20 protein-coding genes are annotated in these 20,975 nt (G+C 74.5%); 8 read left to right on the top strand and 12 right to left on the bottom strand.

Annotated features, from left to right (window positions below):
• Nucleotides 1–65 precede the first annotated feature (65 nt).
• From WCD58_RS15030 to WCD58_RS15000, 7 genes are all read right to left on the bottom strand, one after another.
• A complete protein-coding gene (locus WCD58_RS15030) occupies nucleotides 66–1,151 on the bottom strand; it encodes an LLM class flavin-dependent oxidoreductase (protein ID WP_337703858.1) in 1,086 nt (361 codons plus the stop codon).
• A 28-nt stretch (nucleotides 1,152–1,179) separates the two neighbouring features.
• Nucleotides 1,180–1,602, bottom strand: coding sequence for a nuclear transport factor 2 family protein (locus tag WCD58_RS15025; protein ID WP_337703857.1), 423 nt, complete (start codon nucleotides 1,600–1,602; stop codon nucleotides 1,180–1,182).
• Nucleotides 1,603–1,679: 77 nt separating this feature from the next.
• On the bottom strand, nucleotides 1,680–2,402 hold the full coding sequence (locus WCD58_RS15020) for an SDR family NAD(P)-dependent oxidoreductase (protein WP_337703856.1): 723 nt from the start codon (nucleotides 2,400–2,402) through the stop codon (nucleotides 1,680–1,682).
• A complete protein-coding gene (locus WCD58_RS15015) occupies nucleotides 2,399–3,208 on the bottom strand; it encodes an alpha/beta fold hydrolase (RefSeq protein WP_337703855.1) in 810 nt (269 codons plus the stop codon). The genes WCD58_RS15020 and WCD58_RS15015 overlap by 4 nt, the downstream gene beginning before the upstream one ends.
• 37 nt (nucleotides 3,209–3,245) lie before the next feature.
• Nucleotides 3,246–4,850 (bottom strand): long-chain-fatty-acid--CoA ligase, encoded by a 1,605-nt coding sequence (locus tag WCD58_RS15010; protein WP_337703854.1) that lies wholly within the window; start codon nucleotides 4,848–4,850, stop codon nucleotides 3,246–3,248.
• The gene (locus tag WCD58_RS15005; RefSeq protein WP_337703853.1) at nucleotides 4,847–5,875 is read right to left on the bottom strand and encodes an LLM class flavin-dependent oxidoreductase; all 1,029 of its coding nucleotides are present in this window, start codon (nucleotides 5,873–5,875) and stop codon (nucleotides 4,847–4,849) included. The genes WCD58_RS15010 and WCD58_RS15005 overlap by 4 nt, the downstream gene beginning before the upstream one ends.
• A gap of 115 nt (nucleotides 5,876–5,990) precedes the next feature.
• Nucleotides 5,991–7,271 carry an acyl-CoA dehydrogenase family protein gene (locus tag WCD58_RS15000; RefSeq protein ID WP_337703852.1) on the bottom strand — a complete coding sequence of 427 codons (1,281 nt, stop codon included), beginning with the start codon at nucleotides 7,269–7,271 and terminating at the stop codon, nucleotides 5,991–5,993.
• A gap of 148 nt (nucleotides 7,272–7,419) precedes the next feature.
• Between WCD58_RS15000 and WCD58_RS14995 the strand changes: the two genes are divergently transcribed.
• Nucleotides 7,420–8,391, top strand: coding sequence for an alpha/beta fold hydrolase (locus tag WCD58_RS14995; RefSeq protein ID WP_337703851.1), 972 nt, complete (start codon nucleotides 7,420–7,422; stop codon nucleotides 8,389–8,391).
• On the opposite strand, the gene WCD58_RS14990 is transcribed toward WCD58_RS14995, so the two are convergent.
• Entirely contained in the window at nucleotides 8,388–9,578 is a 1,191-nt protein-coding gene (locus WCD58_RS14990) for a CaiB/BaiF CoA transferase family protein (protein WP_337703850.1), read from the bottom strand. The two genes, WCD58_RS14995 and WCD58_RS14990, sit on opposite strands and share 4 nt — an antisense overlap.
• Before the next feature lie 59 nt (nucleotides 9,579–9,637).
• Here WCD58_RS14990 and WCD58_RS14985 point away from each other — a divergent pair, with 59 nt between their 5' ends.
• Together WCD58_RS14985 and WCD58_RS14980 are read left to right on the top strand one after the other, a co-directional pair.
• Nucleotides 9,638–10,084 (top strand): MarR family winged helix-turn-helix transcriptional regulator, encoded by a 447-nt coding sequence (locus tag WCD58_RS14985; RefSeq protein WP_337703849.1) that lies wholly within the window; start codon nucleotides 9,638–9,640, stop codon nucleotides 10,082–10,084.
• Complete coding sequence (locus WCD58_RS14980; RefSeq protein ID WP_337703848.1) at nucleotides 10,081–11,502, top strand: MFS transporter; 1,422 nt, start codon at nucleotides 10,081–10,083, stop codon at nucleotides 11,500–11,502. Before WCD58_RS14985 ends, WCD58_RS14980 begins: the two co-directional genes overlap by 4 nt.
• 3 nt (nucleotides 11,503–11,505) lie before the next feature.
• Here WCD58_RS14980 and WCD58_RS14975 read toward each other — a convergent pair whose 3' ends face one another.
• A complete protein-coding gene (locus WCD58_RS14975; protein ID WP_337703847.1) occupies nucleotides 11,506–12,741 on the bottom strand; it encodes an amino acid adenylation domain-containing protein in 1,236 nt (411 codons plus the stop codon).
• Between the two features lie 332 nt (nucleotides 12,742–13,073).
• Here WCD58_RS14975 and WCD58_RS14970 point away from each other — a divergent pair, with 332 nt between their 5' ends.
• The gene (locus tag WCD58_RS14970) at nucleotides 13,074–13,544 is read left to right on the top strand and encodes a hypothetical protein (protein ID WP_337703846.1); all 471 of its coding nucleotides are present in this window, start codon (nucleotides 13,074–13,076) and stop codon (nucleotides 13,542–13,544) included.
• Nucleotides 13,545–13,714: 170 nt separating this feature from the next.
• Nucleotides 13,715–14,224, top strand: coding sequence for a hypothetical protein (locus WCD58_RS14965; protein ID WP_337703845.1), 510 nt, complete (start codon nucleotides 13,715–13,717; stop codon nucleotides 14,222–14,224).
• Nucleotides 14,225–14,295: 71 nt separating this feature from the next.
• Here the strand turns inward: WCD58_RS14965 and WCD58_RS14960 are convergent, their stop codons facing one another.
• The 3 genes from WCD58_RS14960 to WCD58_RS14950 all read right to left on the bottom strand — a co-directional run bounded on the left by WCD58_RS14960 (nucleotide 14,296) and on the right by WCD58_RS14950 (nucleotide 17,125).
• On the bottom strand, nucleotides 14,296–14,673 hold the full coding sequence (locus WCD58_RS14960) for a hypothetical protein (protein WP_337703844.1): 378 nt from the start codon (nucleotides 14,671–14,673) through the stop codon (nucleotides 14,296–14,298).
• A 241-nt stretch (nucleotides 14,674–14,914) separates the two neighbouring features.
• The gene (locus WCD58_RS14955; RefSeq protein ID WP_337703843.1) at nucleotides 14,915–16,507 is read right to left on the bottom strand and encodes a hypothetical protein; all 1,593 of its coding nucleotides are present in this window, start codon (nucleotides 16,505–16,507) and stop codon (nucleotides 14,915–14,917) included.
• Nucleotides 16,508–16,564: 57 nt separating this feature from the next.
• Complete coding sequence (locus WCD58_RS14950) at nucleotides 16,565–17,125, bottom strand: bifunctional nuclease family protein (protein ID WP_337703842.1); 561 nt, start codon at nucleotides 17,123–17,125, stop codon at nucleotides 16,565–16,567.
• A gap of 202 nt (nucleotides 17,126–17,327) precedes the next feature.
• Here WCD58_RS14950 and WCD58_RS14945 point away from each other — a divergent pair, with 202 nt between their 5' ends.
• The 3 genes from WCD58_RS14945 to WCD58_RS14935 are packed head-to-tail and all read left to right on the top strand — an operon-like array spanning nucleotide 17,328 to nucleotide 20,943.
• Complete coding sequence (locus tag WCD58_RS14945; RefSeq protein ID WP_337703841.1) at nucleotides 17,328–17,843, top strand: 2Fe-2S iron-sulfur cluster-binding protein; 516 nt, start codon at nucleotides 17,328–17,330, stop codon at nucleotides 17,841–17,843.
• Nucleotides 17,840–18,859, top strand: a complete 1,020-nt coding sequence (locus WCD58_RS14940) for an FAD binding domain-containing protein (RefSeq protein WP_337703840.1) — start codon at nucleotides 17,840–17,842, stop codon at nucleotides 18,857–18,859. Before WCD58_RS14945 ends, WCD58_RS14940 begins: the two co-directional genes overlap by 4 nt.
• Entirely contained in the window at nucleotides 18,856–20,943 is a 2,088-nt protein-coding gene (locus WCD58_RS14935) for a xanthine dehydrogenase family protein molybdopterin-binding subunit (RefSeq protein WP_337703839.1), read from the top strand. Before WCD58_RS14940 ends, WCD58_RS14935 begins: the two co-directional genes overlap by 4 nt.
• Nucleotides 20,944–20,975: the final 32 nt, after the last annotated feature.

Here is a 20,975-nt window from a genome sequence, read left to right as displayed (position 1 = left end):
CTCCCCGTCGACGCGTCCGCAGGCCGAGTGTGCCCTGCGGGACGCGCCGAACGGGAGGGGTCACCTCAGACGGCGGCGGGCGTCTTGGTGCGCATCTTGTGCAGTTCGGGCACGACCTTCTCCCCGAACAGCTTCATGCTCGCGTGCACCTTCTCGTAGGGCAGGCCCGCGTAGGAGAAGGCCAGGTTGGCCATGAAGTCGCCGACCGCGTCGCGCCGCTCCTCGTACTTGCCGATGATCTGCTCGGGCGTGCCGTAGACGTTGGCGTCGACGTACGCGGTCGCCGCGGTCTCCATGCCGGCCTCGCGGATCATGTCCGCGCCGACCTGGTAGGCCTCGTAGCCCGGGGTCTCGCGCCAGTGCGAGCCGGCGAAGTCGTAGTGCTTGATCACCGACAGGAAGTACCGCGAGATGTACTCGTGGGCGATCGCCTTCGCCTCGTCCGGGTCCTCGTGGCAGTACGTGAAGTCCTGGAGCAGCGGCGGGCCGGGCTCGGTGCCGTGGTGCTCGCGGTGCAGCCCGCGCCACCGGTCGATCGCCTGCGCGTGCGTGCCGATGTCGTACTGCATGAACGTCATCATCTGCACCGGCAGCGACGCGATCGCCGGGATCGAGTCCGGCGACATCGCGACGCCGAACAGGCGGCCGTCCAGCGAGCGGCTCGGTCCGGGCCGGACGGCGGTGCGCGGCTGGTGGTAGTGCGTCCCGTCGTGCTCGACGATGCCGTCCCGCAAGCCCTTGATGATCATCGGGGCGGCCTCGTCGAAGCGTCCGCGCGCCTCGCCCATGTCGACCCGGAAGGCCTCGTACTCCATCTTCGCCAGGCCGCGGCCCATCCCGAACAGCACGCGCCCGTCCGAGAGCTGGTCGAGCATGATGACCTTCTCGATCACCCGCAGCGGGTCGTTCCACGGCAGGATCACCGCGCCGGTGCCGAGCTTGATCCGCTCGGTGCGACCGGCCAGGTACGACATGATCTGCAGGTTGTCGGGACACATCGAGTAGTCGTCGAAGTGGTGCTCGGCCGACCACACCGAGTCGAACCCGTACTGCTCCGCGAGCACCCCGAGCTCGGCGTCGGAGCGGAACACCTCCTCGTCGGTCTTGTCTGCGAACCAGTTCTGGAAGACGAGCAGGACGCCGACGTCCATGGATGTACCTCCTGGTGGGGGGTGACGGTCAGCCGAGGAAGACCGAGCGGGTGTGCTCGGTGTCGAGGTACTCCTTGACGCGGCGGATGCGGCCGTCGGAGAGCTCGAAGACGAAGTGGTAGTGGTTGTTGTAGACGCGGCCGTTGGTGAGCTCGGCGTACGACTCGGTCTCCGCGGCCACCCGGTCGCCCTCGGCGGTCAGCGCCTTCGGGGTCAGGCCGATCGCGCCGGTCGTCGACAGCGTGGAAAGGCCGGCGAGCATCTCGCCGAAGGCGGCCTTGTCCTTCTCCCCCGAGATGCCGTCGATCGTGCCCGCGACCCACCACGTCGCGTCGTCGGTGAGGAACGCGAGGATCGCGTCGACGTCCCCGCGCGAGAACACCTCCATGAACTCGGTGACAACGGCCTTGTTGGCCTCGGCCTGGCTCTGGGTCGCGGTGTCGGTGCTCATGGCGCGGACGCTAGGAACGACGGGCGGGCGACGGAACGTCACGGACCCGTCACCGTTGGAGGTCCGCACAAGGGCACTCATCCCGTCCCGCCGAACGTCGCCATCAGCCCGCCGTCGACGGGCACGACCGCGCCGGTCATGTACGTCGCGCCGGCCACGGCGACGACGACGTCGGCGATCTCCTCGGCGCTGCCGGTCCGTCCCGCCGGGATCGCGGCGACGATCCGTCTCCGCGCCGTCGACGACAGGCCCGCGGTCATCGCGGTGTCGACGAACCCCGGGACGACGAGGTTGACCCGCACCCCCGCCGGCGCGAGCTCCACGGCCAGCGACCGGGTCAGGCCCGCCAGGCCCGCCTTCGCCGAGGCGTAGGCGCTGTCGCCGGGGAAGCCGCGGAACCCGACGACCGCCCCCACGTTGACGATCGCGGCGCCGTCCGCGAAGTGCGGCACCGCGGCGTGGCAGACCTCGTACGCGCCGGTGAGGTTGGTCGCCAGCACCTCGTCCCAGCGGTGCCGCGCGAGGTCGGCGATGCGCCCGCCGCGGTGCACCCCGGCGCAGTTGACGACGACGTCGACGCGCCCGAGGTGCTCGCGGGCCCGGGTCAGGGCGGCGTCGACCGAGGCGCCGTCGGTGACGTCCGTCGGGATCTCCAGGACGTCGTCGGCGGCGTACGGCTCCGCGGCCGGCGTGCGGGCGAGGACGGCGACGGCGCCGCCGGCCTTGGTGACGTGGTCGACGACCGCCCGCCCGATGCCCCGGGTGCCCCCGGTGACCAGCCACCCCCCGGTCACGGTCACCGGCCCGTCGTCTCCAGGAATCCGCGCAGCTCGGCGAGGTAGGTCTCGCGGTCCTCGAGGTGCGGGGCGTGGCCGACGCCGTCGAACGGGACGAGGCGCGCGTCCTGGTAGAGGTCGATCGCGGCCTCGGCGCCGGAGAACGCGACGAAGCCGTCGTTGCGCCCGTGCAGGCTCAGCACCGGCACCTCGAGCGTGCTGATCGTCTTCCGCTGGTCGAGGTTCGCGAGGTCGCGCAGCGAGTCGTCGGCGCGCGGGCCGTTCTCGAGGAACATGCCCCACATCCAGTCGACGACGTCGCTGCTCACGGGCACCGCGCACACCGCCTGCGCGACGCCCTTGAAGGTCGTCGCGCGGTCCGCGGCGGCACCGGCGAGCACCGCCTCGACGTCGTCGGGGCTGCCGCCGTGCGGCCAGTCCGGCGCGGCGGTGTAGCGCGGGGTGGCGGCTCCGGTGAGGACGAGCCCGGCCGCGGCCGACCCGAGCCGGGCGACGGCGTCGACGGCGATCGCCCCGCCGAGCGACCACCCGTTGACGACCGGACGCTGCAGCCCGAGGTGCTCGCAGAGACGTGCGACGTCGGCACCCATCGCGGCGATCGAGACGTCGGCGAAGTCCTTGTCCGACCGCCCGCAGGCGCGCGAGTCGAGCAGCACGACCTCGTGCCCGTCAGCCTGGAGCGCCGGCGCCACCGTGTCCCACGAGTGCGCCGTGAGCCCCCACGCGTGCACCAGGACCACCGGTTGCTTCGTGCCCGCGTGGTGCTCGAAGTAGATCCGCCGCCCGTCCTCGACCTCGAGGTGTCCCACGTCGTCCTCCCGGTGCTGGTCGTGTGCTCGCCGGAACCTAGGAAGGTTCGACAGGGACCCGGGAGCCGTCGGCGCCCGCGGCGTTGTGGGTTCCTCCAAGGAGCTCGCGCAGCCCGCGCTTGTCGACCTTCCCGACGCTGGTGCGCGGCAGGGTGTCGACGACCTCGACGCGGTCGGGGCGCCACCAGCGCGGCACCCGGCCGTCGAGCGCGGCGAGGACCGCGTGCGGGTCGAGGTCGGGAGCGGCCGGCACCACCACGGCGACCGGACGCTCCTGCCAGCGTTCGTGCGGCACCGCGACCACGGCGACGTCGGCGATGCCGGGCGCCTCGAGCAGGACCGCCTCGAGGGCCAGCGAACTGATCCACTCGCCGCCGCTCTTGATGAGGTCCTTGGTGCGGTCGACCACCCGCAGCCGCCCGTCGGCGTCGATCGTCGCGACGTCGCCGGTGCGCAGCCAGCCGTCGACGAAGGCCTCGGGGCGCTCGCCGCGGTAGTAGGAGCTCGCGACCCACGGCCCGCGCAGCAGCAGCTCCCCGCGGGAGACGCCGTCGTGCGGGACGGTCGCGCCGTCCTCGTCGACCAGCCGCCACCGCAGACCGGGCAGCAGGCGTCCCTGCATCTGGATCTGCGCGTACCGCTCGGCCGGTGGCGCGTCGGGCTCGGGCCGCGAGAACGTCGCCATCGGGGAGGTCTCGGTCATCCCCCAGCCCTGGAACGCCGGCACGCCGAGGTCCTCCTCGATCGCCCGGATCAGCTCGCGGCTCGGGGTGGACCCGCCGAGCACCAGGGCCCGCAGGCTGCGCAGGTCGGCGCCGGTGCGCCGGGCGTGCGCGACGAGGTCGACGGCGAGCGTCGGGACCATGCCGAGGTACGTGGCGCGCTCCCGTTCGATGATCGCGGCGACGTCGGCGACGCGCGGGGACGGGCCCGGCAGGATCTGGTCGGCGCCGGCCATGAGCGCCGCGAACGGGACGCCCCAGGCGTTGGCGTGGAACATCGCGACGAGGTGCACGACGCGGTCGCGACGGCTGATCGCGTGCCCGTCGGCGAGCCCCGCGGCCATCGTGTGCAGGACGAGGGCCTTGTGCGAGTAGCCGACGCCCTTGGGCGCGCCGGTGGTGCCGGTCGTGTAGCAGAGGGCGGCGAGGTCGTCCTCGTCGCGCGGCGGGGGCCCGTCGATCTCCGTGCCGCCGCCGACGAGGTCCTCGTAGCGCAGCTCGCCCGGCTCGGGGTCGCCGTCCAGGGCGATGACGCGCATGCCCGGCCGGGCCGCCCGGGCGAGGGCGGCGGCCGGGCGCAGCGCGGCGTCGAGGAACAGCAGGGTGTCGTCGGCGTGGTCGACGACGTAGGCGATCTCGTCGGGGGCGAGCCGCAGGTTGACGGTGTGCAGCACCGCCCCGGCCAGCGGGATCGCGAGGTAGAGCTCGAGGTGGCGGTGGTGGTTGCCGGCGAGCGTCGCCACCCGGTCGCCGGGGCGCACGCCGAGCGCCACGAGCGCGCCCGCGAGCCGGCGCACCCGCGCGTCGTACTCGCGGTAGGTGCTGCGCCGGACGCAGGCGCCGTCGAGGTAGTCGACGATCTCGCGGTCGGGGTGGTGGTCGCGGGCGCGGTCGAGGAAGGCGGTGACGAGCAGCGTCACGCCATGGCCCCGGCCGTCAGACGCTGTCGCACGGCCGGCGCCACCTGCGTCGCCAGCAGCTCGATGCGCCGCGACCCGTGGTCGACGGACTCGCCGGGCAGCTGCGCCCAGAAGTGCACGTCGCGGATCTGCGGGCGCGCGGTGAGCAGCGCGGTGAGCTCGTCGACCGCCGTCGCGGGGTCCCACAGCGTGAAGGCGCCGGCGGCCACGATCTGGTCCGGGTCCTCGAAGCGCGGCACGACGTCGGGCGGCCCGAACGCGCCCCAGGTGATGTAGGTGTTGAGCTGCTCGAGCACCAGCGGGCCGATCTCCGCCCACTCGCGCTCGGGGTCCTCGGCGATCAGCGCCCACTGCCCGGCGTAGATGCGGCCCTGCTCGCGCGGGGTGCCCTGGCGCTCGAGGGCGTCGAGGTACATGTCGTGGTGGTGGTTCTGCGTGGAGAGGAAGCCGTCGCCGATGCGCGCGACGCGCTCGATCGCGGGCTCGGCCATGGCCCCGACCAGCAGCTGCGGGGGCTGCTCGGGCACCGGCGTCACCGGCAGGCCCGGGAAGCGGTAGCGCGTGCCCTCGTACGGCTCGGTCGACCCGGACCAGGCGCGTCGGATGATCTCGACGCCCTCGGTGAGCAGGCTCGGGCGGTTCTTGATGTTCTTGCCGAACGCCGCGAACTCGCGCTCCCAGTAGCCCTGGCCGACCCCGAGGTCGAAGCGCCCGCCGGTGAGCAGCGAGACGGTCGCGGCGTCCTCGGCCAGCCGGATCGGGTCGTGCAGCGGCGAGACGATGAGGTTCGTGCCGACCCGCATCCGCCGGGTCCGCTCGCCGATCGCGGCGGCGAGGGTGAACGGGCTCGGCGTGTACCCGTCGTCGCAGAAGTGGTGCTCGGTGAGCCAGACCGAGTCGAGACCGATCTCCTCGGCCCACGCGATCTGGTCGAGCACCTGGCGGTAGAAGGTGCTGAACGGCCGGTCTCCGACCGGGTTGCGGAAGTCGTACCAGAGCCCGAACGCCACCTCGCGGTTGTCCATGCGCTCGATGCTGGCGAGCACGGTGCCGCGTGCGGGACCACCGCGGCGCCCGGCGCTTGTGGACCTCCCCAACCCCCTTGTGAGCACTTTCCGGGTTTATAGGCCCGGAAAGTGCTCACCTGGCCAGCAGCGGGTGCTCGAGCTCGTCGGCGAAGCGGGCGAGGGCGGCGGCGCGGCGGGTCGGGACGTGCTCGGTGGGCACGTCGGTCGGCGTGTAGTCGCGCAGCAGGCGCCGGGCGACGCTGACGCGGTGCACCTCGTCGGGGCCGTCGTAGATCCGGGCGGCGCGGGCCCAGCGGTACATCTGCTCCAGGGGCATGTCCGTGGTGAACCCCAGCGAGCCGTGGATCTGCACGGCGCGGTCGAGGACGTCGTGCAGCACCTGGGCGCCGTGGTACTTGATCATCGCGATCTCGGTGCGCGCCGCCGGGGCGCCGACCTGGTCGATGCGCCAGGCGGTGTGCAGGGTGAGCAGGCGCGCGGCCTCGATCGCGGCGGCGCTGTCGGCCACCCAGTTCTGCACCGTCTGCTTGTCGGCGAGCGGCCCGCCGTGCACGGAGATCGACACGGCCCGCTCGGCGAGCATGTCGAACGCCCGCCGGCAGACCCCGATCCAGCGCATGCAGTGGTGGATGCGCCCCGGCCCGAGGCGCCGCTGCGCGAGGGTGAACGCCTCGCCGCGGGCGCCGAGCAGGTTCTCCGCGGGGACGCGCACGCCGTCGTAGACGACCTCGCCGTGCGCCCACACCGGGTTCTCGCCGCCCGGGTCGTTCATCAGCCCGAGATCGCGGACGCGGATGCCCGGCGCGTCGCCGGGGACGAGCAGCATCGACATGCGGTGGTGCGGGTCGGCGTCGGGCTCGGTGACGGCGAGGACGATGTGCAGGTCGCCGCGCGAGGCGTTGCCGACCATCCACTTCCGCCCGGTGATCACCCACTCGTCCCCGTCGCGCTCGGCGCGGGTGGTGAACTGCCGCGGGTCGGAGCCGGTGCCCTGCTCGGTCATCGCGAACGCCGACAAGATGCGCCCGTCGAGCAGCGGGTCGAGCCAGCGCCGCTTCTGCTCCTCGGTGCCGGCGAGCGCGATCAGCTCGGCGTTGCCCGAGTCCGGTGCCTGGCAGCCGAAGACGAACGGGGCGAGCTCGCTGCGCCCGAGCACCTCGTGCAGCAGGCCGAGCTTGAGCTGGCCGAAGCCCTGCCCGCCGAGCTCGGGGTCGAGGTGCGCCGCCCAGAGCCCGCGCTCCTTGACCCGGTCCTGCAACGGCGTCGCCAGCCGGCGGAACGTCGCGTGGTCGAGGTCGAGCACCTCGAGGGGATGGATCTCCTCCTCCAGAAAGGACCGCGCCCAGTCGAGCTCCGCGGCGAACTCCGGCTCGGTCGTGAAGTCCCAGGCCATGGTCCCGGACGCTAGGGAGCCCGCCGCTCCCCCGCGACCGGGTGCGGTCCGGCCGTTGGAGGTCCGCCCAAGGTGTCCCACGCGACACCCCGGCCCGTGGGCGACGTCGCAGGTCGATCACCCGCCGACCGCGGGCATCCTGGATTCGATGGTTGAGGACGGGACGACACGCCGCCGCACGTGGCGCCGCCACGCGTCCCTGTACGGCGACCACGTCGCCTTCTGGGACTCGGGGCCGGTCGACGTCAGCACCGACGACGACGGCGAGCTCGTGCTGCTCGTGCACGGCATCGCGGGCTCGGCGCACACCTGGAGTCCGCTGCTCGCGCAGATGGCCCGCCGCCGCGAGACGCGACGGTTCGTCGCCCCCGACCTGCTGGGCCACGGCTCCTCGTCCGCGCCCTGGGCCGACTACTCCCTCGGCGGCTACGCGACGGGCCTGCGCGACCTGCTCGTGTCGCTCGGCCACACCCGCGCGACGGTGGTCGGGCACTCGCTCGGCGGCGGGGTCGCCCAGCAGTTCGCGTTCCAGTTCCCCCAGCACACGAGCCGGCTGGTGCTCATCGACTCGGGCGGTCTCGGGCGCGAGGTCAGCCCCACCCTGCGGGCGGCGACGCTGCCGGCCGCCGAGTGGGTCCTGCCCGTCATCGCCGGCACCGGCGTCGTGACCGCCGCGCAGCGCCTCGCGTCGGCGGCGGGACGTCTCTCGCGGCACCTGTCCCCGTCGACGTGGGAGTCGGGACGCGCCTACGCCTCGCTCGCCGACCCCGTCCACCGGCGCGCCTTCGTGCACACCGCGCGCAGCGTCATCGACGCCGGCGGCCAGCGCGTGCGGGCCACCGACCGGCTCGACCTCGCCGGGGACCTGCCGCTGCTCATCGCCTGGGGCACCGCCGACACCATGATCCCCGTCGAGCACGGCCGGCGCGCCCATGCGCTCGTGCCGGGCAGTGAGCTCGCCCTGTTCGACGGGGCGGGCCACTTCCCCCACTGCGACCAGCCCGACGCGTTCGCCGACCGGCTGCTCCGCTTCCTCGACGAGCACCCGCCCGCCTCGCTCGACAGCGCCGACCTCGCCGACCGGATCGTCGCGCACGCCGATCTCGACGCGACGGGCTAGATCACCCCACGCGCACGCAGGTCGGCGCGCGCGGCGTCGTCGACGCCGATCCCGGCGAGCACCTCGTCGGTGTGCGCCCCGAGCGGCGGGCCGAGGTGGTCGACGCGCGGCGCGACGCCCGAGAGCCGCGGCGCCGGCATCTGCACGAGCAGGCTGCCGAGCTCGGCGTCGTCGACGCGCCGGAACACCTCGCGGGCCACCATCTGCTCGTCGGCCACGAGGTCCGCGACCGTGTAGACAGGGCCCGCGGCGATCTCCGCGGCCTCGAACACCGCCATCGCCTCGTCCTGGGTGTGCCGCCCGACCCAGTCGGCGACGACGGCGTCGACCTCGCCGGCGCGGGCGAGGCGGCGCTGCGGGTCGGCGAAGTCCGGGTCGTCGGCGAGGTCGGGGCGCCCGATCGCCCGGAACACGCGCAGCGCGACCGTCGGCGCGCTGCCCGACATGGCGATCCAGCGGTCGTCGGCGGTGCGGTAGGTGTTGCGCGGCGCGGAGATGTCCCAGCGGTTGCCCCGGCGCCCGGGCACCGCGCCGGTCGTGTCCCAGGTCAGCAGTGACTGCTCGATCAGCCGGGCGAGCGGGTCGACGAGGTTGACGTCGATCAGCCGGCCCTCGCCGCCCTGCACGTCGCGCTCGTAGAGCGCCGTCATCACCGCGTACGCGGCGGTCAGCGACGCGACGCCGTCGGCCAGCATGAACGCCGGCAGGGTCGGCGGCCCGCCGGGCTCGCCGGTGAGGTGCGCGAACCCGCTCATCGCCTCGCCCACCGTACCGAAGCCCGGGTGCTCGGCCTTCGGTCCCTCGAGCCCGAAGCCGGTGACGTGCAGCATCACCAGCCGCGGGTTCCCGGCGCGCAGCCGCTCGTGGTCGAGGCCCCAGCGGCGCAGGGTCGCCGGGCGCGTGTTGGCGACGACGACGTCGCAGCTCGCCGCGAGACGCCGCGCGAGATCCTGGCCGTCGGGGGTGCGCAGGTCGACGGTCACCGAGCGCTTGTTGCGGGCCACGCTCTTCCACATCACGCCGACGCCGTCGCGCTGCACGCCCCAGCCGCGGATCGCGTCCCCGACCCCGGGCGGCTCGAGCTTGACGACGTCGGCGCCGAACTCGCCCAGGTACGTCGCGGCGAGCGGACCGGCGGCCAGCGAGGCCATGTCGAGGACCTTGAGTCCGTCGAGGGGGAGCGTCACACCGTGACGGTAGGTCACCGAACTCTTCAGCCCAGACTGAACAGTCTAGACTGGTCGACGTGACGGAGACCCGGGAGCTCAGCGCGTCGGCGGTACGGGCGGCGCACGAGGTGCGCGTGGTGGTGGGGCGGCTGCGCCGGCGGCTGCGCGAGTCGCACCAGGCCGGGGAGCTGACGCTCACGCAGACCTCGCTGCTGAGCCGCCTCGAGCGCGAGGGACCGCGCACCGCCAGCGAGCTCGCGGCCGCCGAGGGCATCCGACCGCAGTCGGTGGCCGCGTCGACGGCGGTGCTCGAGGAGCGCGGGCTGGTGACGCGCCGCCCCGACCCCGACGACGGCCGCCGCCAGCTGCTGACGATCTCGCCGCGCGGCCGGGAGCTGATCGACAGCACGCGCGCCGCCCGCGAGGAGTGGCTGGCGGTGGCGCTGCAGGAACGCCTCACCTCCGACGAGCGCGCCACCGTCGTCGCGGCGATGGAGCTGCTGGACCGGGTGACGGACCGGTGACGACGGCACTCCAGCGGCTCTCCCCGAGAGCGACGGCCCCGGAGGGCCACTTCGACCGCCGCCTCATCACGCCGATGGTCCTCGGCGCGATCCTCAACCCGATCAACTCGACGATGATCGCGGTGGCGCTGATCCCCATCGGGATCGCGCTCGGCGCCCCGCCGTCGCAGACCACCTGGCTCGTGTCCGGGCTCTACCTCGCCACCGCGATCGGCCAGCCGGTCGTCGGACGGCTCGTCGACCTCTTCGGCGCGCGGCGGCTGTTCCTCGCCGGCGCCACGCTCATCGGCGTCGGCGGCGTCCTCGGCGCGCTGGCGCCGTCGATCCAGGTGCTCGTGATCGCCCGGGTGCTGCTCGGGCTCGGGACGTGCGCCGGCTACCCGGCGGCGATGACGTTGATCCGCGGCGAGGCCGACCGCACCGGCCGCGACAGCCCGGCCGGCGTCCTCACGGTGCTGGCGGTGTCGACCCAGACGGTGGCCGTCATCGGCCCGACGCTCGGCGGCTTCCTCATCGGCGTCGGCGGCTGGCGGGTGACGTTCACCGTCAACATCCCGCTCGCGATCGCCTGCCTCGCGCTCGGCGCGCTGTACCTGCCGCGCTCGGCCGCGGCTCGCCGCGACGTCCGCGAGGTGGTGCGCGCGATCGACCCGCCGGGCATCGTCCTGTTCGTCGCCACGCTGGTGTCGCTGCTGCTGTTCCTCACCCACCTGCAGGCCGACCTGTGGTGGCTGCCGGTGCTCTCGGTCGCCGCCGGCGCGGCGCTCGCGTGGTGGGAGCTGCGCGCGCCGCTGCCGTTCCTCGACCTGCGGCTGCTCGGCGGCAACCTCCCGCTGCTCGCCACCTACGGGCGCTCGCTGCTGGCCGCGATCTCGTCGTACGCGTTCCTCTACGGCTACACCCAGTGGCTCGAGGAGGGCCGCGGGCTGTCGCCGCAGGTCACCGGGCTCGTCCTGCTGCCCGTGTTCGGCGCGGCGATCCTCGTGTCGACGGCGACGGGACGCCGCCGCGAGATCCGCGGCAAGCTCGTCGCGGGCGCCGTCGGGCAGGTCGTCATCGCCGCGCTGCTGCTGCTCCTCGACGCCGGGAGCGCGCTGTGGCTGATCCTCGCGGTCTCGCTGCTCGCCGGGCTGCCGCAGGGGCTGAACAACCTCGCCAACCAGAACGCCGTCTACTACCAGGCCGACCCCGAGCGGCTCGGGTCCTCGGCGGGCCTGATGCGCACGTTCTTCTACCTCGGCGCGATCATCGCCTCGGCCGCCAACGGGATCGTGTTCCGCGACGGCGCCACGACACCGGGCATGCACGAGCTGGCGATCGTCATGCTCGCGGCCTCGGCGGTCTGCCTCGTGCTCACGCTCGCCGACCGCTCGCTGGCGCGGGTGGTGCAGCGCGTCGACACCCCCGACCCAGCGTGAGGCTCAGACGCGCGTGACCGGCCGCGCGTCGTCGGCGGGCAGCCGGACGGTGGGCAGCGCGGCCCGCCCGTCGCGGCGCGCCTCCACCGCGAGGATCGCCCGCTGCGCGCGCCGGACGAGGTCGGCGTCGGCGCGGTCGAGGGCGGCGGTGAGCCACCGCAGCGCGCCGCCGTCCCAGCGGCCCGGCTCGGGCGTGTACGCCGCGGAGCGCTCGGCGAGCACGACACCGAGGCGGTAGAGCACCTCGGGCTCGAAGTCGTCGGGCGGGACCTGGGTCGCGAGCCACAGGGCCGGCTGCCCCTCCCCGCGGGCGAGGGCGACGCGGGCGACGCGGGCGCGCTGCGCGGTGTCGAGGCGGTGCCACAGGTCGCGGGCGAGGTCCTCGGAGACGGGCCACCCCGTGTCGGCGTCGGCGAGGAACGAGAAGACCCGGTCGGCGGCGACGCGGGTCCGCGCGGACGGCACCGTGTGCAGCAGCCGCAGGCCGCCGTGGTCGGTGCGCAGGAGGTCGCGGATGGTGCGTCGCAGCTCGCCGCGCTCGGCCGGCGGGGCGCCGAGGGCGGTGAGGGACAGCGGTGCCACGTCGGCGAGCAGGGCGGGCGTGAGCGGCAGGGGGACGCCGAGGCGCTCCCAGTCGACGGCCGTGCGCAGCAGCGCGAGCGGGACGCGCGACGACCAGCCGACGGGGTCGAGCACCGCCCGGGCGCGCGCCGTCGGACGGATCTCCGCGCCGATCGTCCCGGGCATCGCGATCGTCGCGTCCTCGAGCAGCGCCCGCGTCGGGGCCGTCAGAGACGCGGCGAGGAACGTGCGCCGGGTGGTGAGGACGAGGCGGACGTCGCCGCCGAGCGTGCCGAGCAGCGCGTCGTCGACCTGGTCGAGCAGCGCGGGCGGCGCGTCGTCGACGGCGATCACGACCGGTCCGGAGCGCGCGGCGGTCGCGCGTGCTGCGCGGACCGCGGCCGCGAAGTCGACGGCGTGCGGGTCGGTGACGGGCAGCAGGAGGCGGTCGCCGAGCATCCGGCGCAGCGCGCGGTGCAGCGCTCGGGAGGCGCCGGCGAGCCGGTCGCCCGTGACGACGACGAGCGGGCGGTCGGCGCCGAGGGCGTCCTCGAGCACGTCGTCGACCGGACGCGGGCGGTACGGCCCCGCGGCCTGGGCGTCGTGCACCCCGAGGAGCTCCGGGCCCGCCTCCGCCATCGGCACCGGACCCCGGAACGACCCCTCGCGCGCTCTCACCACCTCCGAAGTGTCATGAGAAGGCCACCGAAGAACCAGTCACCGGTGTGAGTGTCACCCGTTTGCCCGGCGCGTCGCGTGGACACCGGGCGGCGGAGACGTCAGCCTGCCCACCGCTCCGTGACCGGACCGAGCCCGACGGAGTGGCGCCCGCCCGGAACCGCCCGCCGAGCAGGCGATCTCCAGGGTCCCGACATCACTCAGAGATTGTTCCGTGATGTGTTCGTTACTTCGATCCGCCGAACGTCGTTACCTGAACGGCGTACCGGGCGATGGCCGTTCACCCGAAGCGTCCTGCAAGCCGAACCCCAACCATGGAAGAAGGACGTCCGATGGGCGCACACACTGCTCCGAGCACGCTCCGGAGCGACCGCGTCGCCGGCATCGCCGGCCGCGGTGCCCTGACCGCCGCGGCGGCGATCGCCCTCGTCGGCGGCGGCAGCAGCATGGCGTTCGCGACCCCCGCGGACCTGGGTCACGACGACGGCCCCACCGACATCACCCACGAGGCGGCCCTGCCCGTCCTGGGCTCGCTCCCCGGGCTCCCCGCCCTGCCGAGTGAGTCCAGCCTGCCCGGTGCGCACAGCCTGCCCGAGGTCCAGGACCAGGTCCCGGCGCAGGTCCAGGACGAGATCACGAGCGCGACGAGCTCGACCTCGGAGGACTCGGAGGAGGACTCCGAGGACTCCTCCTCCGAGAGCACCGAGGCCTCCGACGACAACACCTCCGACGTCACCGCGGAGTCCGACGACTCGTCGGCCCCCGGGGCGTCGTCGGTGGGGATCCTCAACGGGATCCTCTGAGCTCACCGAGCTCTGTCGGGGGAGCGCCGCGGGTCCGTCCGCGGACCCGGGGCGCTCGTCCGTCCGTCCCCGGAACGTTCGCCCAGGTGTGAACCAGCGCACCGTGGCTACCCGGTCTCCTACGCCGACCAGCTCAGCGTGAGGGAGCGCTGGGGCCACGGAGGTACTCCATGGGACGCCACAGCCGCCCCGACCAGACCGAGCATGCAGAGCAGGCGGAGCACGCAGAGCAGACCGAGCAGGTCCGCCCGCGGCGGATCGCCCTCGCCGTCCGGCACACGATCCCCGCGCCGACCGCCGGCTCCCCCGCACCACCGGGCCTGGACGTCACCACGCTGACCATCCGCCCGCTCGGGCCCGCCGCCGCCCTGGACGGGGCCGCGCTCGCACCCCGAGCTGACCGGCGTCCCGACGCCCCGGTCCCGCCGACAGGGCCGCCGGCGCGGCTGAGCCGCCGCGAGCGCCGTGCCGCCCGCCACGAGCAGGAGGACCGGGCGGCGCTCGCCGCGCGGATCGCGCGCGCGAATCGACGGAATCGTCAGGTGGCCGCGTCGGCCGTGCGCGCCGCCGTTCCCGCGCCGCGTTCCGTCGACCCGTCCTCGATCAGCGGGCCCCTCTCGATCGACGCCCTGAACGCCGCCCGGCCGCCATGGGGAGGCGCGCCGCTCACCCATTCCTAGAAGAGCGCAGACGAATGGCCCGACCCACCCCCGAGGTGGGTCGGGCCATTCGTGCCCGCGAATACGGTGGACTAGCGCTCGTGCTTCGGCTTGCCCTGCCCGCTGTTGTCGATCAGCGTCACGTTGAAGCTGTCATTGAAGCTGTCGTCGATGAACGAGCTGCAGGTGAGGCCCCGGGCGTCGCCGCCCGCCGCGTCGGCCGTCGGGGTGACCAGCTGGCTGAGGGCGGTCGCGGCGCCGCGTCCGGCCTCGACCTCGCTGTTCGCGCCGCCGCCCGACTCCGAGGCCGCGTCCCCGCCGTTGATGCTGCAGTCCTGCGTCGGGCCGTGGTGACCGCCGTGGTGACCGCCGTGGCCGCCGTGGCCCTCGGTCGCCGAGGCCATCGGCGCGGCCGCCATGAGCGCGGCGCCGATGCCGACGGTGACGATTCCGGCCTTCTTGAGGATCATGAGCTTCTCCTTGTCCTTCACTTCGGGGGATATGCGGCTCGCACGACCGGGTGCCACCCCGCCCGTGCCCCCGCCACGAGCCACACACTCCGGCGTCACCGACACCATCGAGTGAGGTTCGCTCCCTCCAACGAGGCGGATATCGAACAGGTAACGAGAATGCGCGAAGATTTTTCCAGTCGAATTGCGCGCAGTTCGGATGATCAGAACCGAGCAGTCCGAACAATTCCCGTCGTGATGTTCAGCCGCACGTCGAGGCCACGTCTCGGCGCACCCACAGCTCGCCGTAGCCCGTCGCCGTCACGGCCACGCGGCGGTACGAGGCCTGCAGGTCGGCCTCGGTGCGGCGCCACTCCGGGTCGTCGAGGACAGCGGGCACGGCGTCCCGCCGCCCGGTCACCAGCACCGTCTCGAGCGGGTAGCCGGCTGCCACCGCGGCGCCCAGCGTGACGGCCGGCGGCACCTCGTCCAGGTCGGCGTCGGAGGCGACGAGCCGGGGCACGGGCCGCGCCGCCGGGGTGAGCGTCCAGACGTAGTAGTCGACCGAGCCGGCGGCGTTGCGCAGGTCGAGCAGGTCGCGGTCGGCCGCCAGGTAGCCGGAGAGGTCGACGAGCGGGGTCATCCGCGTCGCCCGGTCGTCGCCGCCGGCCACGCTGAGGGCGGCGATCGTGCTGCCCGCGGGCGCGCAGGGGGCGAGGGTGCGGACCTCGGCGAGGTCGCGGCCGAGCGAGAGCAGCGGGCCGGCCCGGGCCACCGGCAGCGCGACGGCGACGACCGCGGTCAGCGTTGCCGCCACGACCACGGTGCCCCGCACGAGCCGCGTCGCGTCCGGCCGCCACGCGGACGCGATCCACGCGCCCAGCAGCAGCGGCAGGAACAGCGAGAGCCGCCCGCCGATGTAGGACGCGGACCCGAACCGGTCCGGCGCGGCCGCGGCGGCGAGCCCGAGGACGACGGCGGCGACGAGCAGCCCGTCCGCGGCCACCACCGGCCGCCGCGCGCGGACCCGCACCACGAGCAGCACCGCCGTCGCCCCGTACAGGGCCAGCGCGAGCAGCGCGGCGAGCCGGTACTCGGGGTGGGCGAGCGCGACCAGCGGGGTGCGCAGCGCGAGCACGTCGCCCCCGCGGTCGAACAGCCCGACCGCCTGACTGCCGCCGGTGCCGCCGCTCGCGGCGAAGGCCGCCGCGAGCACGGCGAGCACCCCGAGCGGCACCGCGAGCCGGCGCACCGTGAGGACGGCCGCGCGGCCGACCCCGTTCTCCGCCAGGAGAGCGCAGAAGACCACGGCGACCACCGCGATCGTCGCCGCCACGGTCGGGACGAGGTGGGTCAGCCAGCTCAGCACGAGCAGCGCGGTGAGCCCCGCGGCCGGCGGGTCATGGGCCCGGCGCAGCGCGAGTGCGACCGCGAACAGCGCCGGCACGATGGCGACGACGAAACCGAGCAGGCCCACCAGCAGCGAGGCGCTCATCTGGACGGGCAGCAGGAGCAGCGCGGTCCACGTCGGAGCGCCGGCCGCCCGCACGAGCGCGACCGCCCCGGCCGCGAACCCGACCAGCGCGAGCACGACCGTGCCGCGGACGACGACGTCGGCGTCGAGGACCCCGCTGGTGGCGCCGAGCAGCAGTTCGACGAGCAGGTTCGGCGGCAGGCCCGGGTGCCACACCAGCAGGTCGGGCCACCGCCCGGCGAGCATCCCGCGCAGCGCCACCGACGACGACAGGTGCAGCCCGCCGTCCATGACGACGAGCTGGGCCGGCAGCAGCACGACGACCACCGGCACGGCGGCCACCGCGGCGGTGACGAGCGCGCCTCGATGCCCGCGCGTCACCGACGACAGCCGCTCAGGCGTCCGCAGGCCCCCCACCGTTCCCCCCGGGTGTGCTGCCTACTCGTCCCGCTCGGTCCGGAAGTCGTCGGGCGTCGCCTCGGACAGCGCGCGGCGCAGGGCCTCGACCTCGTCCTCGACGTCGGTCGGCGGCGCCGTGGCCGTGGGATCGGTCTCGTCGGGCTCGTCCTCGGTGCCCCCGACCGTGGCCACCGCGTTCGCCGGCAGCGCGGCCTCGGCGAGCACGTCCTCCGACGCGTCGATCGGGCAGCCCTGGTGCACGGCGAGCGTGACGGCGTCGCTCGCGCGCGCGGACACCGCGCGCGTCCGCCCGTCGGCCGTGATGAGGTCCAGCTCGGCGTGGAACTGCCCGTCGACCAGCGCCGTCAGCCGCACCCCCGTGAGCTGCGCGCCGAACGCCTCGACGGCGTCGAGCAGCAGCCGGTGGGTCAGCGGGCGCGGCAGCGTGGCCGCGACCTCCGCCGCCGCGAGCGCCGTCGCCTCGGGCGCCCCGATCCAGATCGCGAGGTAGCGCCGCCCTCCGCTCTGCTCACGCAGGAGGAGCACCGGGTCCTCACTGCCCTGTTCCTGGCCCACACCGGCGACCTCGACCACAGCCATGTCTCCACTATCCGCGCACCCGCCGCCCGCCGTCGACCGGCCCGGTCGATCCGCGTCCGACGGGGTGGATGTGCGAGCCGGACGCCGCGTCGGTCCTGGCCGCTGTGCGAGTGATTTTACCGGCGATCGCCGTGAATTTCGCTCACATAGCTGTCATCTCACGGGGCGAGGTACCCCTCACCAGCAGGGGTACCTCGTTCTCGTGCACGCCGAACTCTCGCTCACCGTCGACGGCCACCACCACGACCTGACCGTCGACACGCGCACCACCGTGCTCGACGCGCTGCGCGAACACCTCGACATCACCAGTCCCAAGAAAGGCTGCGACCACGGCCAGTGCGGCGCCTGCACGGTGCTGCTCGACGGCCGCCGCACGCTGTCCTGCCTGTCGCTCGCCGTCGCCCACGACGGCGCCGAGATCACGACTGCCGACGGGCTCGCCCCCGACGGCGAGCTGCACCCGCTGCAGGAGGCGTTCGTTCAGCACGACGCCTACCAGTGCGGCTACTGCACGCCCGGCCAGATCTGCTCCGCGGTCGGGATGCTCGACGAGGCCGCCCACGGCGCGCCGAGCATCGTCACCGAGGACCTGACCGGCGGCGTGCGGCTCGACCGCGCCGAGATCGCCGAGCGCCTCTCGGGCAACCTCTGCCGCTGCGGGGCGTACGCGCACATCGTCGACGCCGTCTCGCAGGTCACCGAGGAGGTCGCCCGGTGAAGCCCTTCGCCTACGAGCGCCCCGACGACGCCGCCGGCGCCGTCGCCACCGTCACCGCCGACCCGGACGCCGCGTTCCTCGCCGGCGGTACCAACCTCGTCGACCACCTCCGGCTCGGCCTCGCCACGCCGAGCACGCTGGTCGACGTCACCGGGCTGACCTCCACCGGGATCACCGACCTCCCCGACGGCGGGCTGCGGATCGGGGCCGGGGTGCGCAACGCCGACCTCGCCGCCGACGAGCGGGTCCGCGCGCGGTACCCCGCGCTCGCGCAGGCGCTGCTCGCCGGGGCGTCGGGCCAGCTGCGCAACATGGCCACCACCGGCGGCAACCTGCTCCAGCGCACCCGCTGCTCCTACTTCCAGGACCTCACGACGCCGTGCAACAAGCGCGAGCCCGGCTCGGGCTGCGCGGCGCTGGAGGGCTGGGCGCGCCACCACGCGATCCTCGGCGCCACCCACGAGCCGGCGGCGATCGCGTGCGTCGCCACCCACCCGTCCGACATGGCCGTCGCCCTGGTCGCGCTCGACGCGCAGGTGCACGTGCTGGGCCGCGACGGCGAGCGGACGTTCCCGCTCACCGGGCTGCACCGGCTCCCGGGCGACGACCCGTCGCGCGACACCGTCCTCGCCCACGGCGAGCTGATCACCGCCGTCGACCTGCCGCCCGCGCCGATCGCCGCCCGCTCGACCTACCGCAAGGTCCGCGACCGCGCGTCGTTCGCGTTCGCGCTGGTGTCGGTGGCGGCCGCGCTGACCGTCGAGGACGGCACGATCACCGACGCCCGGATCGCCCTCGGAGGCGTCGCGCACGTGCCCTGGCGGGCGAGCGCCGCCGAGCGGGCGCTGATCGGCGCCCCCGCCACCGAGGACGCCTTCCGCGCCGCCGCCGCGGCCGAGCTCGACGGCGCCCGTCCCGTCGACAGCCCGCGCGGCGGCACCGCGTTCAAGGTCCCGCTGGTCACGGCGACGCTCGTCGCGACGCTGCGCGGACTCGCCGGGGAGGAGACCGCATGACCACCGCATCCCGACCCTTCGTGCCCCGCGCCGTCGGCACGGCGATGCCCCGGCCGGACGGACCGCAGAAGGTCCGCGGGACCGCGCGCTACACCGTCGAGACGCCGGGCACGGACGCGCTGTACCTCTTCCCGGTGCAGGCCGGCGTCGCGCGCGGGCACGTCACGGCGATCGACACCACCGCCGCCGAGGCGCTCGACGGCGTCGTCGCCGTCCTCACCCACGAGAACGCGCCGCGCCTGGCTCAGGGTGACGGCGTCCTGCAGTCGGCGACGATCCACCAGCACGGCCAGTACCTCGCCGCCGTGCTGGCCACCTCCTCGGAGACCGCGCGGGAGGCCGCGTCGCTGGTGTCGGTCAGCGTCGTCGAGGAACCGCACGCGGCCGTCCTCGACGAGGACTCCCCCGACCTCTACGCCCCCGACGCCCTCGTCGTCGGCGCCACCGACGACACCCGCGGCGACCCCGAGGCGGCGCTCGCCGCGGCGGACGTCGTGCTGCGGCAGACCTACCGGACGCCGATGGAGCACCACCAGCCCCTCGAGCCGCACGCCACCGTCGCCCTGTGGATGGACGAGGGGGAGGGCGAGCGCCTGGTGGTCCACGACGCGACGCAGGCCGTGAGCTGGACGCGGCAGGCACTCGCCGGGGTGTTCGGGCTCGAGGAGTCGGCGGTCGACGTCGTCGCCCAGCACGTCGGGGGCGGCTTCGGGTCCAAGGGCGGCACCCACCCGAACACGACGCTCACCGCGCTCGCGGCGAAGGCGGTGCCCGGACGGTCGGTGCGCTACGCGCTGACGCGCCAGCAGATGTTCGACCTGGTCGGCTACCGGCCCGCGACCGTGCAGCACGTCGCCCTCGGCGCCGACCGCGACGGCCGGCTCACCGCGATCACCCACGACGTCGTCGACCAGGGGTCGCGCATCGGCGAGTTCGTCGAGCCGGCGGCCGCGTTCAGCCGCGGCATGTACGCGGCGGAGACGCGGCGCACGACCCACCGCGTGGTGCCCCTGGACATCGGGGCGCCGACGTTCATGCGCGCCCCCGGCGAGGCGCCGGGCAGCTTCGCGGGCGAGTGCGCGATGGACGAGCTCGCGACCGAGCTCGGCATCGACCCGGTCGAGCTGCGGGTGCGCAACGAGCCCGACGTCGACCCGGAGACCGGGCTGCCGTACTCCAGCCGCAACCTCGTGGCTTGCCTACGCCGGGGCGCGGAACGCTTCGGGTGGGCCGAGCGCGACCCGGCGCCGCGGGCACGCCTGGTCGACGGGTGGTGGCACGGCACCGGGGTGGCGGCGGCGTCGTTCCCGGTCGTGCGGTTCCCGGGCTCGCTGGCGACGATCCGGGCGGTGGGTTCCGGGGGCTATGTCGTGGAGATCGCCGCCTCCGACATCGGCCAGGGCGCCCGGGCGGCGCTCACCGCGATCGCCGCCGACGCCCTCGACGTGCCCGTGGAGCGGATCGACCTGCGCATCGGCGACACGGCGCTGGGGCCGGCGGGACCGGCCGGCGGCTCGGCGGGCACGACGTCGTGGGGTGCGGCGGTCGTCGAGGCGGCCGAGCGCTTCCGCGACAAGTACGGCGACGACCCCGACGACGGCGACGAGGCCGACGCGTCCACCCCGGACAACCCCTGGGCGTCGGACTACGCGATGCACGCCTACGGGGCGCACTTCGTCGAGGTGGCCGTGCACGCCGACACCGGCGAGATCCGCGTGCCGCGGATGCTGGGCGTGTTCGCGGCGGGCCGGATCGTCAACCCGCTGACCGCGCGCTCGCAGTTCCTCGGCGGCATGGTCTGGGGGCTCTCGGCGGCCCTGCACGAGGAGAGCGTGCTCGACGACCGCTTCGGGCACGTCGTGAACCGGGACTTCGCCGGCTACCACGTGGCGACCCATGCGGACGTCGGCACGGTCGACGTGGAGTGGCTCGACGAGGACGACCCCTACGTCAACCCGATGGGCACCAAGGGCATCGGCGAGGTCGGGATCGTGGGTGTCGCGGCGGCGATCGCCAACGCGGCGCACCACGCCACGGGCGTCCGCGTCCGCTCCCTGCCGATCACCCTCGACGCGTTCCTGTAGCGGTCCCACGTGAGTGCTTTCCTGCCCTATAG

The sequence above is a fragment of the Actinomycetospora flava genome (genome assembly GCF_037400335.1).
Classification (GTDB): domain Bacteria; phylum Actinomycetota; class Actinomycetes; order Mycobacteriales; family Pseudonocardiaceae; genus Actinomycetospora; species Actinomycetospora flava.
Note: the sequence above shows the minus strand (reverse complement) of the source record. Positions and strands in the feature narration are given on the sequence as shown.

Excerpts from the sequence above, each read along its gene's own strand:
- WCD58_RS15030 (WP_337703858.1), bottom strand. The coding sequence starts at position 1,151 with ATGGACGTCGGCGTCCTGCTCGTCTTCCAGAACTGGTTCGCAGACAAG.
- WCD58_RS15025 (WP_337703857.1), bottom strand. The coding sequence starts at position 1,602 with ATGAGCACCGACACCGCGACCCAGAGCCAGGCCGAGGCCAACAAGGCC.
- WCD58_RS15005 (WP_337703853.1), bottom strand. The coding sequence starts at position 5,875 with ATGGACAACCGCGAGGTGGCGTTCGGGCTCTGGTACGACTTCCGCAAC.
- WCD58_RS15000 (WP_337703852.1), bottom strand. The coding sequence starts at position 7,271 with ATGGCCTGGGACTTCACGACCGAGCCGGAGTTCGCCGCGGAGCTCGAC.
- WCD58_RS14995 (WP_337703851.1), top strand. The coding sequence starts at position 7,420 with ATGGTTGAGGACGGGACGACACGCCGCCGCACGTGGCGCCGCCACGCG.
- WCD58_RS14970 (WP_337703846.1), top strand. The coding sequence starts at position 13,074 with ATGGGCGCACACACTGCTCCGAGCACGCTCCGGAGCGACCGCGTCGCC.
- WCD58_RS14965 (WP_337703845.1), top strand. The coding sequence starts at position 13,715 with ATGGGACGCCACAGCCGCCCCGACCAGACCGAGCATGCAGAGCAGGCG.
- WCD58_RS14960 (WP_337703844.1), bottom strand. The coding sequence starts at position 14,673 with ATGATCCTCAAGAAGGCCGGAATCGTCACCGTCGGCATCGGCGCCGCG.
- WCD58_RS14950 (WP_337703842.1), bottom strand. The coding sequence starts at position 17,125 with ATGGCTGTGGTCGAGGTCGCCGGTGTGGGCCAGGAACAGGGCAGTGAG.
- WCD58_RS14935 (WP_337703839.1), top strand. The coding sequence starts at position 18,856 with ATGACCACCGCATCCCGACCCTTCGTGCCCCGCGCCGTCGGCACGGCG.